Origin of the sequence: Kangiella taiwanensis, from assembly GCF_020005165.1 — a bacterium.
Classification (GTDB): domain Bacteria; phylum Pseudomonadota; class Gammaproteobacteria; order Enterobacterales; family Kangiellaceae; genus Kangiella; species Kangiella taiwanensis.
Window position 1 is genome coordinate 655,105 of sequence record NZ_JAHCLT010000001.1, and the last position, 16,351, is coordinate 671,455.

Annotated in this window: 15 protein-coding genes; 1 reads left to right on the top strand and 14 read right to left on the bottom strand. The window is 45.5% G+C overall.

Translation table 11 applies throughout. The features are described from left to right. Positions 1-76: 76 nt before the first annotated feature. From KFK88_RS03230 to KFK88_RS03245, 4 genes are read right to left on the bottom strand one after another with little or no spacing between them, the layout of a single operon-like run. A complete protein-coding gene (locus KFK88_RS03230) occupies positions 77-1,564 on the bottom strand; it encodes an efflux transporter outer membrane subunit (protein ID WP_223577218.1) in 1,488 nt (495 codons plus the stop codon). After that, positions 1,557-4,697: a multidrug efflux RND transporter permease subunit gene (locus tag KFK88_RS03235; protein WP_223577219.1), complete on the bottom strand. Its 3,141-nt coding sequence runs from the start codon at positions 4,695-4,697 to the stop codon at positions 1,557-1,559. The genes KFK88_RS03230 and KFK88_RS03235 overlap by 8 nt, the downstream gene beginning before the upstream one ends. Positions 4,698-4,706: 9 nt before the next feature. Beyond that, the gene (locus tag KFK88_RS03240; RefSeq protein ID WP_223577220.1) at positions 4,707-5,825 is read right to left on the bottom strand and encodes an efflux RND transporter periplasmic adaptor subunit; all 1,119 of its coding nucleotides are present in this window, start codon (positions 5,823-5,825) and stop codon (positions 4,707-4,709) included. A gap of 34 nt (positions 5,826-5,859) precedes the next feature. Next, the gene (locus KFK88_RS03245; RefSeq protein WP_223577221.1) at positions 5,860-6,453 is read right to left on the bottom strand and encodes a TetR/AcrR family transcriptional regulator; all 594 of its coding nucleotides are present in this window, start codon (positions 6,451-6,453) and stop codon (positions 5,860-5,862) included. A gap of 241 nt (positions 6,454-6,694) precedes the next feature. Between KFK88_RS03245 and KFK88_RS03250 the strand changes: the two genes are divergently transcribed. Then, the gene (locus tag KFK88_RS03250) at positions 6,695-8,050 is read left to right on the top strand and encodes a M24 family metallopeptidase (protein ID WP_223577222.1); all 1,356 of its coding nucleotides are present in this window, start codon (positions 6,695-6,697) and stop codon (positions 8,048-8,050) included. A gap of 25 nt (positions 8,051-8,075) precedes the next feature. Here the strand turns inward: KFK88_RS03250 and KFK88_RS03255 are convergent, their stop codons facing one another. The 10 genes from KFK88_RS03255 to KFK88_RS03300 form a co-directional block, all read right to left on the bottom strand. Then, entirely contained in the window at positions 8,076-8,549 is a 474-nt protein-coding gene (locus tag KFK88_RS03255; RefSeq protein ID WP_223577223.1) for a DUF4442 domain-containing protein, read from the bottom strand. Positions 8,550-8,724: 175 nt separating this feature from the next. Continuing rightward, complete coding sequence (tatC, locus tag KFK88_RS03260) at positions 8,725-9,477, bottom strand: twin-arginine translocase subunit TatC (protein WP_223577224.1); 753 nt, start codon at positions 9,475-9,477, stop codon at positions 8,725-8,727. A gap of 11 nt (positions 9,478-9,488) precedes the next feature. Then, a complete protein-coding gene (gene tatB, locus KFK88_RS03265) occupies positions 9,489-9,842 on the bottom strand; it encodes a Sec-independent protein translocase protein TatB (protein ID WP_223577225.1) in 354 nt (117 codons plus the stop codon). Positions 9,843-9,863: 21 nt separating this feature from the next. Next, entirely contained in the window at positions 9,864-10,112 is a 249-nt protein-coding gene (tatA, locus tag KFK88_RS03270) for a twin-arginine translocase TatA/TatE family subunit (protein WP_223577226.1), read from the bottom strand. Between the two features lie 28 nt (positions 10,113-10,140). Beyond that, a complete protein-coding gene (locus KFK88_RS03275) occupies positions 10,141-10,479 on the bottom strand; it encodes a histidine triad nucleotide-binding protein (protein WP_223577227.1) in 339 nt (112 codons plus the stop codon). A gap of 26 nt (positions 10,480-10,505) precedes the next feature. Next, on the bottom strand, positions 10,506-12,158 hold the full coding sequence (gene ubiB, locus KFK88_RS03280; protein WP_223577228.1) for a ubiquinone biosynthesis regulatory protein kinase UbiB: 1,653 nt from the start codon (positions 12,156-12,158) through the stop codon (positions 10,506-10,508). A gap of 1 nt (position 12,159) precedes the next feature. Further along, entirely contained in the window at positions 12,160-12,786 is a 627-nt protein-coding gene (locus KFK88_RS03285; protein WP_223577229.1) for a ubiquinone biosynthesis accessory factor UbiJ, read from the bottom strand. Further along, on the bottom strand, positions 12,786-13,559 hold the full coding sequence (gene ubiE / locus KFK88_RS03290; protein WP_396326624.1) for a bifunctional demethylmenaquinone methyltransferase/2-methoxy-6-polyprenyl-1,4-benzoquinol methylase UbiE: 774 nt from the start codon (positions 13,557-13,559) through the stop codon (positions 12,786-12,788). Before ubiE ends, KFK88_RS03285 begins: the two co-directional genes overlap by 1 nt. A gap of 7 nt (positions 13,560-13,566) precedes the next feature. Then, positions 13,567-13,965, bottom strand: a complete 399-nt coding sequence (locus tag KFK88_RS03295) for a gamma-butyrobetaine hydroxylase-like domain-containing protein (RefSeq protein WP_223577231.1) — start codon at positions 13,963-13,965, stop codon at positions 13,567-13,569. A gap of 161 nt (positions 13,966-14,126) precedes the next feature. Then, positions 14,127-15,980, bottom strand: a complete 1,854-nt coding sequence (locus tag KFK88_RS03300; RefSeq protein ID WP_223577232.1) for a S8 family peptidase — start codon at positions 15,978-15,980, stop codon at positions 14,127-14,129. Between the last annotated feature and the right edge of the window lie 371 nt (positions 15,981-16,351).

Genomic DNA, 16,351 nt, shown 5'->3' on the forward strand with positions numbered 1-16,351 from the left:
TTAACTTTCTCTGAGCATTAAAAAAGGCCCTGCAAAGCAGGGCCGGGGGAACGGAGACGGATAAACTTGCGGGTGTTTATCCATTGTCTCCTAAACTTGGAGTTTCGGTATCTGTACTATCAGCATCTTTTCTCGGTTCGTATGACACGACTTTGTCACCACCACCCAGTGCTTTATACAGCGAAATGATATTCGCGAGTTGTGCACGCTCGGTTTCAAGTAACGCCTGTTCGGCTGTGAATTGATCTTGTTGTGCGTTGAGCACTTCAAGGTAACTTGCTAAACCGGCTTTATATTTTGCTTCTGCTAACGTTAAGCGTTTGCTTTGTGCTTTAACAAGTGAGCGATTTGCCTCTAATTCGCCGCCATAGGTCGAGCGATTAGCCATCAACTGATATACCTCTGAGAATGCCTGCTGCACAGCTTTTTCGTATTCAGCGATTAAGCGCTGCTGCTGAGCTTCGGCGATATCTAAGTTTGCTTGCAGTCCATTATTAAAAATAGGGATGCGGATTGACGGGATAAAGCTCCAAGTTTTGGATTCGCTATCAAACAAAGTATCAAACTCAGTGCTCGAGTAACCGTAATCACCAGTCAAGCTAATCGATGGAAAGAATGCTGCCCGTGCGGCGCCAATATTAGCATTAGCTGCATAGAGACTCTGCTCAGCTGACAAGACGTCAGGACGACTTAAAAGCACCTCTGAGCTAATGCTGTCAGGAAGTTCAAGCGCCATTTCAGTCATGCTAAGTTGCTCGGTGTTGAAATCAACCGTTGATAATGGTTTGCCAATTAATAGCTCTAAAGCACTTTTGGCGGCGGCATGCGCGCGCTCAAACTGCGCTTTTTGTGCTTTAACGGTAGCTAATGAAGCTTGCGCTTGTGCTAAGTCCAGTTCGCTAGCAATACCCGTATCGAGGCGCTTTTGAATAAGCCCAAGACTGTCTTCACGGCTTTTCAGTGTCTTGTTAGCGAGGTTCAGACTACGGCTGGCGGAAATCCAGCTGTAGTAAGCATTAGCGGTTTGTGCGATAACGCTAAGCTTAACTGAGCGCGCAGCTTCGGCGCTGGATAGGTACTGCGCCAACGCTGCGTCATTTAGCGAACGCACTCGGCCAAATAAATCGAGTTCATAAGACATCAAGCCGACTTTGGCACTATAAACATCTTGAATGCTGTCGACACCTGGCACGGTGAAAACATTGGCCGAGTTTTTGGTGCGAGCTTGGCTGATCTCTCCGGAAATCGAAGGGAATAAGTTTTCGCGTTGAATTTGATAGCGACCTTCGACTTCCGCCATGCGTGCAATCGCGATTCGAAGATCGGTATTCGACTCAAGAGCTTCCTCAATCATGATCCGAGCGTTCGGATCAGGAAAGAATTCCTGCCAAGCTTCTAAACTAAACGCTGCGTGTTGCGCGTCAGCGTTTTGTCCAAAGCTTTGTTCGATTGATGCCTGCGGACGCTCGTTATTCGGCGCCATGGATAAGCAACCAGATAAAAGCAAGCTGGCTGCCAAGGCTGTAACGGAGGTTAGGCTGTTACGTGTAAAAATTTTAGTCATCTTTTATCTCCATACCTTTAGCGGCTAGCTCATAATGTTTAAGCTTTCTCGGGAATATTTTGCGCACTAAGAGGTAGAATACGGGTACAAAGAAAATCGCTAATACCGCGGCTGAAATCATGCCGCCCATGACACTGGTACCAATGGCCTGACGGCTGGCTGAGCCTGCGCCAGTAGCGAGTACCAGCGGTAACACGCCCATGATGAAGGCGAGTGACGTCATCAAAATCGGACGCAAGCGCAAGCGACAAGCTTCTGTTACGGCTTCAAGCGCACTCTTGCCTTCGCCTTGAGCTTCACGAGCAAACTCGACGATAAGAATCGCGTTCTTTGCTGACAATCCGATAATAGTGATGAGGCCGACTTTAAAGTAAATGTCGTTGGCCATGGAGCTGAGTTCAGCGAACAGTATTGAACCCAGAATACCCAGAGGCACCACTAGGACTACTGCCAGCGGTACGGACCAACTCTCGTATAGCGCTGCCAGTACGAGGAAAATCACCAAGAAGGATAAGCTAAACAGCAACGCCGTTTGGTTGCCTGCCACTTTTTCCTCTAGAGATTGTCCTGACCATTCATAGCCAACCCCTTTAGGTAAGTTTTCAGCGAACTGCTCCATTAGCATCATGGCTTCACCAGAGCTCACGCCTGGCGCACCGTTACCTGTAATGGGCATCGATGGAGAGCCGTTATAGCGAGTCAATTTCGCCGGTGCCTCGGTCCATTGAGCCGTCGCCACTTCCGATAAGTTCACCAAGTCGCCTTGGTTATTACGAATTTGCATGCTTAAGATTTCTTCTGGCGTTGAACGAGTGTCAGCGTCAGATTGAATCCACACTTGGCGCACTTTTTGCCCTTCAACATAGTCGTTGATGTAAGCAGAACCTAATGCTATTTGTAACGTATTATTCAGCTCGCCAATATCGATACCCAGCGAACGCGCTTTCACACGATCGACTTCAAAGGTGAGTAGAGGCGCTGGTGGTAATGTATCCGGACGTATTTCTGCAAACTTTCCTGACTCACCGGCCATGCCGATAAGCTGGAAGGCCGCCCCCATTAATTGTTGCGTTCCGACACCTGATTTATCCTGTAACTGGAAGTCAAAACCGCTACTGTTGCCTAGACCAGGTATCGAAGGCATGTTGAAGACAAAGGTATTACCTTCTTGGAATTGCGCAAACTTGCCTGTGGCGTCTGCAGCCAACTGATCGGCATTACGCATTTCTTCGCGTTCACCCCACGGTTTGAGGTTAACGAAGGTAATCGAGGTATTCTGGCCAGTACCAAAGAAGCTGAATCCCGCGACCGTAATGATTCGCTCGACTTCAGGTTGTTCTAAGAACCATGCGTCGGTTTTCTCCGTTAATTCGAGTGTGCGAGCGCGAGTCGAGCCTGATGGCATTAATGACGAAGCAACGATGAAGCCTTGGTCTTCCGAAGGAACGAACCCAGTTGGCATACTGGCAAAGCGCCATCCAACAAAAGCAGTGATCACAGCGAACACAGCCATCGTGACCCAAAGTCCCGTTTTGCTGAACAGCTTTTTTACGTTGGTCATGTAAGTATCAGTAAACTTGTTAAAGCCATGATTGAACCAACGGAACGGCGCCCATTCCTTTTTGCCTTCTTTTTCTTTCTTCAGTAAGCCTTGTGCAATTGCTGGGCTTAATGACAAAGATAAGAACGCTGAAATAGAAACACTTAAAACAATGGTCAGCGAGAATTGTTGATAAATGCGTCCTACAGAGCCTGAGAAAAATGCCATTGGAATAAAGACGGCAATCAAGACAGCTGTGGTGCCGATAATCGCGCCCGAGATCTGTTTCATGGCTTTTTTGGTTGCTTGATACGGGCCAATATCTTCTTCATCAAGAATACGTTTGATGTTCTCAACAACGATAATCGCATCATCGACCACGATACCAATCGCCAACACCATGGCAAACATGGTGAGCATGTTGATCGAGAAACCGAGCAGGTAAAGCCCCATGCCGGTACCAATCAACGACACTGGAACCACGATGAGAGGAATTAGGGTGGTGCGCCAGCTTTGTAAGAATAAGAACATGACTAGCGTTACCAAGAAAACCGCTTCGATTAAGGTCTGAACTACTTGGCTTATCGATTCGTCAACGAAGATTGACGTGTCGTAAGGAATGACCCATTCAACGTCTTCTGGGAAGTATTGCTCAAGCTCCGACATTTTAGCTTTTACCGCTTCAGCAGCTTCTAGAGCGTTACCGGCATTGCTGAGCTTCAAAGCAAATGCCGCTGAATCTTGGCCATTAAGCATGGCCGCAGAACCATAGTTATTAGCGCCACGCTCAACCTCGGCAACATCTTTCAGGCGCACTGTGGCACCGTCGCTTGAAGAACGCAGAATAATATTGCCGAACTCGTCAGGCGTTGATAAGCGTGATGGCACTAAAATCGTGGCGTTAATCTGCTGGTTGCTCGGAGAAGGAAGTGAGCCTAGCTCACCAGTCGCTAACTGAGCATTTTGGTTGCGGATGGCTTGCGAAATTTCACTTGGCGTAATGGCGTAAGAAGCCATCTTTTTCGGGTCAACCCAAATTCGCATGGCGTAGGTTGAGCTAAATAATTGCGCACTACCAATACCGTCGATGCGGCGCATTTCACCCAAAATAGCACGATCGACGTAATCGCCGAGATCAGTGGCATCATGCGTTCCGTTTGGTGAGTAGAGCGAAACTACCATCAAGAAATCAGGACGGGTTTTGTCGATATTGACACCTTGAGTACGTACAGAGGCCGGTAAACGTGCTTCGACACGTTTCAGGCGGTTCTGTACTTCTACGCCGGCGATATCGGTATCGGTACCTGTCGCGAAGGTTAGTACGATGGTCGAAGTACCAGTACGAGAACTCTCTGACTTAATGTAGCGTAAGCCCTCGATACCGTTCATCTCTTCTTCGATCACGGTTGTGACCGTGTCCTCAATGACTTTTGCTGAGGCGCCAGGATAAGTGGCTGTAACCGTTACTTGCGGTGGTGAAATGTCTGGATAGGCCATCACAGGCAAATTCTGCACCGCTAACGCACCGCCTAGCAGTACCAAAAGGGATATCACCCATGCAAAGATGGGGCGGTTAATAAAAAACTGTGCCATAAGTCGATCCTACTGTTGCGTGCTCGACGCTTTTTGTTGTGACGAAGTATTGGAGCTTGGCATAACTTGTACAGGCGTTCCGGGCTGTAAGAACTGGGTGTTGCTTACGATGACCTGATCGCCTTCTTGCAAACCAGACTTTATGACCCAACTGGTGCCCATCATTGGACCTAGTTCAACGGGTTGCATAGCGAGCTTTCCGTCTTTAACCACTTTTACCATGGCGCCCTGAGCGGTTACTTGAACTGCTTTTTGTGGTACCTGTAATAAGGTTTGTGAGTCTGCGACAGGTGCTTTGACACGAACGAACATACCAGGCAATAACTTGTTGTCAGGGTTTTTCACTGTTGCACGCAACATGATGGAACCTGTGTCGGGGTCAACCGAAAGACTGGAAAATTCCAGTTTGCCAGGGTGTTCGTAAGGAGTACCGTCGTTAAAAACAATGTCCACCTGCTGTGATGCAGAGTCTGTAGCGTCAGAGTTAGCGAACAGTTCACGCATTTTATTGAGTTCAGTAGGTGAGCGGGTAAAGTCAACGTACACTTCATCAAGCTGCTCAATGGTCGCTAGATGGGTGGCGCTAGCAGCACTAACTAAGGCACCTTCGGTAACGAGTGCGCGGCCAATGCGTCCTGAGATAGGCGCTTCTACGGTTGCGTAATCTAGATTAATTTGGGCTTTGGCAAGCTCAGCCTTCGCTTGCTCTACTCGAGCATCAGCTTGTTGGCTTTGAGCGAGGTAGGTGTCGTATTCCTGCTGACTAACAGCACCTTGCTTCAATAGCTCTTCATAACGCTTGAGAGTTTGCTTGTTCAGTTTTTGCTGAGCTTGTGCCGTGCTAACGTCAGCTTTAGCTGCGGCAACGTTAGCCTTCATCACGCGATCATCGATTTGAAATAGAGCTTGCCCTTTTTCGACATCCGCGCCTTCCTTGAAAATACGTTTCTCAAGAATACCATCAACACGAGCGCGAACTTCAGATGTACGAATGGCGACAACGCGCCCCGGTAAGTTCTGCGTGATGGTCGTGGTGTCGGAGCTGACTTTAGCTACTTGAACCGGTACGGCCTGCTGTTGTTGACCTTGTTCGGCGGCAAATCCAGTGGTTGCACTGGCGCTTAGCAACAATGTACTGATTAAAACTATTTTTTCATACTGTTTATCCTTGAGCCTGCTGCGTGGGGGTATTGTGAGTAGTGGTACTCAGCGCAAACCAGGCAAAGTCGACCATTGATTGAATTCGTTCTTCGGTAATCTCTACGCCATTGACGTAGTAGTAATGCATCAAAAAGCTCATGCCACCATAAATAGATAAATGCTGTTCAGGCGCATCAGGGGAGCGAATAACGCCGGCTTTATACGCGTCTTCATATAGTTTGAAGAAGATCTCATACAGTGGGAAAAGCTTGTCACGAGTTTCTTGCGTGATCACTGGGGAGAAGGCATATAAATGTAAAAACCTGAAATAAGAGCAATTCTCCATCATAAAGTGGATTATTTTGGTATAAACCGTTTTAAAGCGATCCTCAAAACCAGCTTCAGCGTCATAATGCTCGAGCAAAAACTCAACCTCACTGCGCTTTACATGGAGGAAGCATTCGTTAATCAGGTGCTCTTTTCCTTCAAAGTAGTTATAGACACTCCCTGTCGCCACCTCTGCCTCTTTAGCAACCAGTGCCATTGAAGAGCCTTGAAGACCTCGCTCCACAAACAAACGAATGGCTGCTTCGAGAATTTGGTGTTGTTTGGACATGGCATATCAAAATAAAATGAACGTTCATTCATTTTATGCTTGTTAAGGACTGTATGCAACATAATGCTAAAGAGAAAGTGTTAAATTGTGTGTCGCTTTCGATGGATATACTCAGGTGTTTTTTACTTGGGTGAGTGTTAATATCAGTAAGGTTATGAAATTACAGATAATTTCAGGTCAATTGTATAAGACTTAACGACAACCATAATTATCATGAAAAATGGTTTGATAGGAGATTTCTATGAATAAGTGGGTGCATCTAGGCTTTGTCGCCATGATCAGCTTCAGTTTATTAACGACTAAAGCAGAAGAATATCAACAAGGTTTGGAGATAGCCGAGACGCCTAAGGTGCTATCACATCGGGAACGAGTAGAGCCCGTTAACCGTATTTTAAAGCATCGACTTGATCATTTATTGCCTCGCTTAATGAAAGAGTCCGATTTGGATATGTGGCTAGTCATTAATCGTGAGTACGGTGAAGATGCGCTGTTTTATACTTTGGTTCCTGATCCAACCTTTGCAGCACGAAGAACGACGTTGCTGGTATTTGCCAAAAAGGGAAATACCGTCGAACGGTTTAGTGTCAGTCGTTATGATATCGGTGATTTCTATAAGTCGCGTTGGCAAGGAGGGACTGTCGATCAACAGTGGGACCGCTTAGCGGAAATCATTGCTGATTACGATCCGAAAAATATCGGAATCAACGTCAGCGAAGAATGGGCGTTGGCCGATGGCTTGACTCAAGGACTGCACCAAAAACTGTTAAAACATTTGCCACAAAAATATCAGCAGCGCTTGGTAAGCTCAGAGGAGCTCGTGATTCGTTGGATGGAAACGCGAACAGCACCCGAGTTAGCGGTCTACCCGCAGATCGTCAAGATCGCTCGTGGGGTCATTGATGAAGCCTTTTCCAATAAAGTGATTACTCCTGGCGTGACAACCGATCAAGATGTTTCTTGGTATATTCGAGAGCGGTTCGAAGAACTTGGTGTAAAGCCTTGGTTCCAGCCTTATGTCACCATTCAACGTCATGGCGATAAGAACGATCCTAACTCGCCATTTTTTGGTAAAAATAATCGGACTATTGAGCCTGGCGATATCATTCATACGGACGTAGGTTTGTGTTATTTAAAATTGTGCACTGATACTCAAGAAATGGGGTACGTCGCAAAGTTTGGTGAGTATGAAGTTCCAAAGGGCTTAGTCAAAGCATTAAAGGTCGGCAACGAGTGGCAAGACATACTGGCTGCGGAGTTTAAGACAGGAAGAACAGGCAATGAGATCTTAGCTGCGACACATAAGGCATCAAAGCGTCAAGGCATTAACTCTAGCACTTATACCCACCCACTGGGCTTTGTCGGGCATGCAATTGGACCAACTATTGGCATGTGGGACAACCAAGGGCCGACGCCAGTTAAGGGAGATTGGAAACTGTATCCAAACACAGGCTATGCGATTGAGGGCAATGTTAAAGTGAACTTACCTGAGTGGGATGACCAGTTGATTCAAATCATGCTCGAGCAATCAGCGGTGTTTGATGGTGAGCGTGTCATTTATTTGGGTGGCCGCCAAACGGAGTGGCACTTGGTACGTTAAAGGAATTGAAACCCAAAAGGCAGCGTTAAGCTGCCTTTTGTTTTTTTGATTCTTTCTTAGAGATATGAATGGTCTTCCATACTTTGGCAATCAATAAACCATCTGTGTCCATAATATCGACCTCGAAAACAGGCTCGATTTTGTCTTGAGTCTTTAACTGCTCTTTGAAGTCGCTAACTTGATGCTCAGTGACTTTGAACTCTGCGAACACATCTTTGCGTCCCGGTTTAATAAACTTAATTTCTGCTTTTTTGTCCCAAACCACGTAGTCACGACCCATCTTGTGTAAGAGTAGCAGCATGTAAAAAGGATCGGTCATAGAAAACAATGAACCACCATAGTGGGTATTGACGTAATTACGATTAAACCAGTACTTGCGCAATCGAGCTTTTGCAAAAGACCAGTCTTCAGCGAGCTCGATGACTCGAATACCTGCGCCCCAAAGCGGTGGCCATAAGTTGAGTACGCGTTTAAGAGTTTTCGGCTTGAGTGTCTTCATTATGATGCTATCTAACAGATCGGATGAGTTTATTGAATCAGATCTTAAGACTCGGGGCAATAGGGAGCATAACTACTCTATCACTTGGACTTGACGTTGAATTTACAAGAGTTAAGCCTAGGAGAAGCTTTTTTGACTAGGTCAGCCGGGCTAATCTTCAAGAAGACATGATTGGTTATGACTGGTCATCCTGATCTTTAGCTTTTTTCGGTGAATAAGCTCGGGCGAATATCAATCCCAGTTCAAATAGAATCCACATGGGAATTGCTAACAGGACTTGTGAGATTAAATCCGGTGGTGTGAGCAGCATGGCGAAAACAAACATACCAACCACCATGTAGGGGCGAGTGTTGGAGAGTTTTTCATGGCTTACCAGACCTGACCAAATCAATAGCATAGTGGCAATAGGAATTTCAAAGGCTAGCCCAAAAGCAAAGAAAAGTTTTAGTGCAATGGAGAGCACGCTATTAATATCGGGTAAATAATTAACGTCTTGCGGTCCGATGCCAGACAAGAAGCTAAATATGATCGGGAATATGACGAAATAGGCAAATGCAATACCTGCATAAAACAAAATAACACTGCTCACGAGCAAAGGAACAGCAAACCCCTTCTCATGCTTATAAAGTCCCGGAGATATGAACAGCCAAGCTTGGTGCAGAACAAATGGCATGGCAATAAAAATAGCCATGACGAAGGCTAACTTAAAGGGGGCGAAAAGCGGTGCAGTAACATCAATTGCAATAAGTGTCGAGTTCTCAGGCAGCGTTTCTTTTAATGGCCTTGAAAGCCATTCGTAGAGCTCATTGGCGAAAAAAGCTAAACCAATAAAGATAACAATGATGACCAGTACCGAGCGAAGTAAGCGCGAGCGTAACTCTATCAGGTGCGATAATAGTGGCATTTCGTTGGAGTTAGATTCGCTCATAAACCTAGGAATTAGCTTTTGGGATCATTAAGAGATTGACTACTGGTCTTGATCGATTCTTCAGCTCGCTGTTTTGCCTCTTCGGCGGCTTTGATCTTTCGTTCAGCTTCGTCACGTAGCTTTTGGAGATCAGTACCCTCAGCTTGTCGCTTAATCATTTCCTCATGCTGGGCCAACTTTTTTTTCATCTCATCCAGTTCAAGTTCGCGATTAACCTGATGATTGAAGTTGGTCACGGTTCGTTTGGCTTTGCCAGCCCAGCGCCCAAAGGTTTGCATGGCCTTAGGTAAGCGCTCAGGTCCTAGCACGAGTAGCGCCAGGATCATGACTAATAGCAGTTCAGAAAAACCAATATCAAAAGGCATGACGAGTTAAATGATTCGTAATTAAGACTTTTTATTGCTTTCAGTGTCTTTGGACTCTGAGAACTGAGCATCTTCAGCTTTATCGTTGCGGTCGTCTTTTAATTGACCTGTATCTTCTTTTTTGTCGTCTTCATCTTTGAAGGCTTTCTTGAAGTTTTTAAAGGCTGCACCCACATCACCGCCAGCGTTGCGTAATTTTTTTGTGCCGAACAATAATAAGATAATCACCAAAATGATGATTAATTCCCACATACCGAATTTACCGAACATTTGAACCTCTACTTAAATCAATTGGCGCTTACGCAAACGGCATTTTACCGCCACCACCAAGAATATGGATGTGTATATGATACACTTCTTGTCCGCCTTCATCACCTGTATTAATCACGGTTCTGAAGCCTTTTTCACAACCAGCCTCATGCGCTATCTGTGGCACTTTACGCATCATATAGCCTAAAAGCTCCTGATGCTCATCTTCCACTTCGGCCAAACTGGCAATATGTTGCTTAGGAATCATCAATAAGTGTACGGGGGTTTTAGGAGCAATATCTTTAAACACAAAGATTTTATCGTCTTCGTAAACTTTGTCTGAAGGAATCTCACCATCAATGATTTTACAGAAAATACAGTCGCTCATTGTCTATTAACTCCGTGTTTTCAAGATTAATTCGTTTTTATCGGCCATAAGCTTCTAACCAAGAAGAGTCCGGATATAGCTGCTGCCCCCAAAGCCGGCCACCAGTCGTATGGAATACCTAAATAGAGCAAACCACTTAATAGGGCAAAACCAATACCCAGTATGGCATGCTTTTGAGCGGCATTTTGGCGTATTTTGTACTGCTCTAGCTGTGTCAGTTCTTGCTTTAAACTGTCGAACTTTTCGAGCTCTTGACCCAATCGGTGAACGTTATCAAATAACAATCCAGGTATTTTGGGAGCTTTATGTAGCCAGTCGGGAAATTGCGTTTTTACTTCTTCAAAAATAGCTTTAGGTCCAATTTGCTCCCTAAGCCATTTTTTAAGGTAAGGTTGGGCTGTTTCCCACAGGTCGAGTTCGGGGTAAAGCTGACGCCCTAAACCTTCGACATAAAGTAACGTTTTTTGTAACAGCACGAGCTGTGGTTGAACTTGCATATTAAAGCGACGCGCGGTTTGGAACAGCTGGATTAGGAAGTGACCAAAGGATATCTCAGCTAGGGACTTACCGAATATTGGTTCGCACGCGGCTCGAATTGCAGACTCGAACTCAGGAATAGAAACATCTTCGTCAATCCAGCCTGACTCGACGTGAAGCTCTGCAATGCGCTTGTAATCCCGATCAAAAAAGGCGAGGAAGTTGTGAGCTAAATAGCGTTTATCATCCTCATCCAAGGTGCCCATAATACCGCAGTCAATGGCAATATATTGAGGTTTCTCGGGATTAGTCGTATCAACGAAAATATTCCCTGGATGCATGTCTGCGTGGAAAAAGCTGTCGCGGAACACTTGAGTGAAGAAAATTTCGACACCACGATCGGCGAGTTCTTTCATGTTGACGCCTTCATCTTTCAAGCGTCGCACATCGCCTATAGGCGTGCCCGCGATTTTCTCTACGACCATGACCTTGCTGCGGGTGAAATCCCAGTAGACTTTAGGCACATAAAGTAACTCAGACTCTTTAAAGTTGTGCCTAAGGTGAGACGTGTTGGCCGCTTCTATTCGCAAATCGACTTCGCGTTCTAGCGTCGCGTCATACTCTTTAACCACCTCTTTGATGCGAAGACGACGTGCCTCGCTGGAATATTTTTCTGCCCAGTTAGCGAGCTCGTGCATCATACTTAAGTCGCGGCGAATCTTTTGTCGGATCTTCGGCCGCAAGACTTTAACCACGACTTGCTCGCCAGTCTTCAGAGTGGCTTCGTGGACTTGCGCAATGGATGCTGAAGCCAGAGGGGTGGTATTAAAGTCGCTAAACACCGCTTCGAGACGAGCCCCCAGTTGTTGCTCAACGACATTTTTTGCCGCTTCGGATGAGAACGGGTCCACTTGATCTTGAAGACGAGCCAACTCATCAGCAATGTCTGGTGGAACCAAGTCTCGGCGAGTCGATAGCATTTGGCCTAATTTAATATAGATCGGACCTAGCTCAATTAAAGCCAAACGAAGGCGTTCACCTCGAGGCTTATCCTGCGCTGACTTTTTAAAATTAAGAGAAAATAGCTTTGCAACTGGGCGTAAAAAAGCAAGTGGGGTAGGCGTCAGAAATTCATCAAGGCCATACCGAACCAGTGTACGGTTTATTGTTAGCGCATGGTGAAGTTGTCGGATACTATTCATCCTATTGAGATGTTTCCTTTGGTGTTTGGTTACGTTGCTTCAATCGTTCGATACGCATCGATAAGCGATCAACGCCTGATTTCAAATCGGCAATGTCGTCATAAAAATTTTCCAACTCAATCGAAGCTGGAACAGCTTTGGCTTCAAAACGCAGGTACTCGCTGGCGTTTTGTTGGGCTGTGGTAGCTGTATTTTTTAGCCAGTCGACAAACTGGCGTCCGCCTTGAAACAGTTGGTGTGCTGCGATATCACCGATATAGTGCGAAAGGTGCTCTTCCCAGTCAATATCGAGTTGAGTAAAGAACTTCTGGAAATTCTGAGCGGTACTAATCTCTCCAGCAAAACGAACGTCACCTTTGAATATCGGATCGCTATTATCGCCTGCCGCGAGATTAAAGAAGGAGCCGATGGTGCCTGATAGCTCAGCATCTATCTCCTTGTCGGTATGGGCTTTGACCAAGATATAACGGTCGTCGATGATAAAGTAGAGTTTTTGTTGGATATCAGTTAGGTCAAAAGCAATAATCTTGGAGTTGAGTTTGTCCAAACGAGCTTTGGCCTCAGGATCGAATCCGATGACTTTATTGGTTACGGTTTCAATGGTGGGCGCTAAAAGCTCAACCAACATTAGAATTTTTTCCCGATATGTAGCGCGACCACGCCACCGGTTAAGTTGGTATATTCAACATCGTCAAAACCTGCTTCTGACATCATACCTTTTAAGCTTTCTTGGTCGGGGTGCATACGAATGGACTCTGCCAAATATTTATAGCTTTCCGAATCGTTGGCAACCACTTTCCCCATTGCAGGAAGTAATGAGAACGAATAAATATCATAAACTTTTGATAATAAAGGCAGTGCGGGCTTTGAAAACTCTAACACTAAGAGTTTCCCGCCTGGCTTAAGGATGCGGTACATCGATTGTAGAGCTTTTTCTTTTTCGGTGACGTTGCGCAAGCCAAAAGCAATAGTGATGCGGTCAAAATGGTTATCAGGGAAAGGGAGACATTCAGCATTAGCTTGGACGAAATCTACATTACCCACAACGCCAGAATCAACCAGCTTGGCACGTCCAACTTTGATCATTGAATCGTTAATATCGGCTAAAGTGACCTGACCTTTAGATCCCACAATTTTAGAGAACTTAGCCGTCAAATCGCCAGTACCACCGGCAATGTCGAGAATTTTTTGACCTTCTCGCGCGGCTGCCCGCTCAATGGTGTAACGCTTCCACAGACGATGTACGCCAAATGACATAAGGTCGTTCATTACGTCGTACTTTCCCGCAACCGAATGAAAAACTTCAGCAACTTTAGCGGCTTTTTCTTCTTTGGCGACGGTTTCGTAACCAAAGTGAGTTGTGCTGTCGGGTTTATGATCGTCTTGTGTCATGGCTGTCATTCTTTATCTATGATTTGGAGTTAGTGCTAGGGTGAAAAATTTCAACACTGGCGTCGGCTGAGCGTTTCAATCCGGCTGTTTCGAGACGCTTCAGATAGGTTGCCCAGTTGTCAGTATAATCACGGCCAAGCTCATACAGTGTTTGCCAAGTATACAGGCCGCTGTCGTGCCCGTCATCAAAACTGAGCTTAATCGCGTACTGACCCACAGGTTCGACGTCGGTCACTGTGATATGTTTTTTACCACCAACCAAGGTCAGCTCTTGGTTACCATGCCCGCGAACTTCTGCTGAAGGCGAAAATACCCGTAAATATTCGTAAGGTAAAAAGTAGGTATTTCCAGAAAAACAGACTTCAAGCTGTCGTGACTTTTGATGAAGTTTGATGGCGCTTGGCGCTTCACTCATGTTGATGTAACGCTGATGATGTGTCTTGTGTCTATTGTAACAGAGGAGAATCTTGAACGGAAAATATACTGCGCTGGGTAACCAGTGTATAGACGCAAAAAAAAGCCGACCCTGAGGCCGGCTTTTTATCATCTATAGTTAGATGAACTAACGGGTGGAGATTACTCCCAAACAACGTTTAGCGTTACACCAGAGAACGTCTGATAAGCACGTAGGCTGATGTAGTAACGGTCTTCCGCAGGGTTAGAGATGTTACAAGTCTCTTCGTTACCCCAACGGTATGGACGACAGTCATACGCAGAAGTTGTTGGCTGTGAGCCGCGACGTACGTATAAGTCTGCATCACCAGAACCGCCAGTAATTGTAGCTGTTAGAGAGCTCATACCCGCTGGAACGTCTAGGTAGTAGTGTTTCCACTGACCACTGCTCGCAGAAATGTTCTCGATTGTTTCGCTACCGCCACTTGGTGGTGGAGGAGGAGTGCTACCACCGTCATGATTAGCAACTAGGCTAGCGTTTGAGTAGCTGCTGTAACCACGAACCATTACGTAGTAAGTACCCGCTTGCGCAGTAAAGTTACAAGTTTCGTTGTTACCGTTACGGTATGGACGGCAATCGTAGCTTGACGTTGTTGGCGCGCTACCGAACTTAACGTAAAGGTCTGCGTCACCTGAACCGCCTGACATCTGGAAGTCAACAGACGTTGCACCAGCAGGTACTTCGAATGTGAAGTCAGTTTCAGAACCTTGGGCACCTGAGATAGTTTCAGCTACACCATTCTCTAACTCGCCGCCGCCTGGAGGTGGTGGTGGAGGAGGTGTAGAACCATCGAAGAAGCTATATAGCAATAGGTTTGGAGAACCTGATTTTGCGTCGCTTACTTTACCCGGAGTTGCGGCATTAGTAATAGCTTGAGTTACTTGGCTCACTGTTGCATTTGGGTTCTCAGCTAAGTATAAAGCTGCAACACCTGCAACGTGTGGAGACGCCATAGAGGTACCACTAATTGTGTTAGTGCCACCGTTAGACCAAGCTGAAGTGATGCTTGAACCTGGCGCGTAGATATCTAGACAGTTACCGTAGTTCGAGAAGCTTGAACGTGAATCACTAGACGTTGTAGAACCTACAGTGATCGCGCTAGCTGCTCGAGCTGGTGAGTAGTTACAAGCGTTTGAGTTGTCGTTACCTGCTGCTACTACTGTAGTAACACCTGCGTCAGTCAAGCGCTGAACCGCAGCGTCTGTAGTGCTAGAAGCACCGCCACCTAAACTCATGTTTGCTACTGCTGGCTTAACGTGGTTGTCAGCAACCCAGTCCATACCTGCGATTACGCCAGAGTTTGAACCACTACCGTTACAACCTAGTACACGAACACCGTAAAGTGTTACGCCTTTTGCGATACCCCAAGTGCTACCACCTACAGTACCCGCAACGTGCGTACCGTGACCGTTACAGTCAGTCGCGTCGCCATCGTTATCAACTGTATCGATACCGCTGAATGAACGACCACCGAAATCACTGTGGCTATTTAAGATACCAGTATCAATGATGTAAGCATTAACGTTCGAAGCGTTAGTGTTGTAAGTGTAAGTACCGCTTAGTGGTAGGTCACGTTGGTCAGTACGGTCTAAACCCCAAGTCGCGTTGTTTTGAGTGGCGTTGATAGACATGATTTGGTCTTCTTCAACGATCTCTACGCTAGGGTCTTGAGCGAGCTTTTGAGCTTGCTCTTCAGACATTTGATATACGCCGCCTTTCAGTACTGATTTATAAGTACGAGTAACACGAGCTTGGTATTTGTTAGAAAGCTGGTCATTAACCATTTGAACAGCTTTTAGGTTTGCTTGAGAAGCGAATAAACCTTCGTTCTCTTGTACAACGTTATCTTTAAGAACAACGATGTATTGTCCTTTGATAGCATTAGAAGGTACTTGCGCTGTTTTGAACTCACCAGCTTGAACGCCGATTGCTCCAGTCGCAAGTAGTACCCCTGTGACTACTTTAGTTAGTTTCATAGTTTTTTTAACCCCTTAGTGTTAATTTTTTATTACTCTTTATTTTAAGAGCACTTGGACTGTATAAAAATTGACTAACCAAAACAATTTTATTTATGCAAAAAGCAGGTTTAGATTAAGAATTTTTGAGATTTATCACTTTTGTACATAGCGTTACAAATATCGAAAAGTTCAATGTTAGTAATTACTACCGATTTAAGTCTTTTATAGTATGGGTTTTCAGTGTAAAGAAATGTAAGGTGTTGATTTGTGGATTTTCAAATATGACTTACAATTAAAAAATAAATCCTAGAAATCCAAGTTATATACTGTCAGATAAGGGTTTTTCTATCCGTTAGCATGAGTATTATTAATAATTTTTGAGTGGGGTA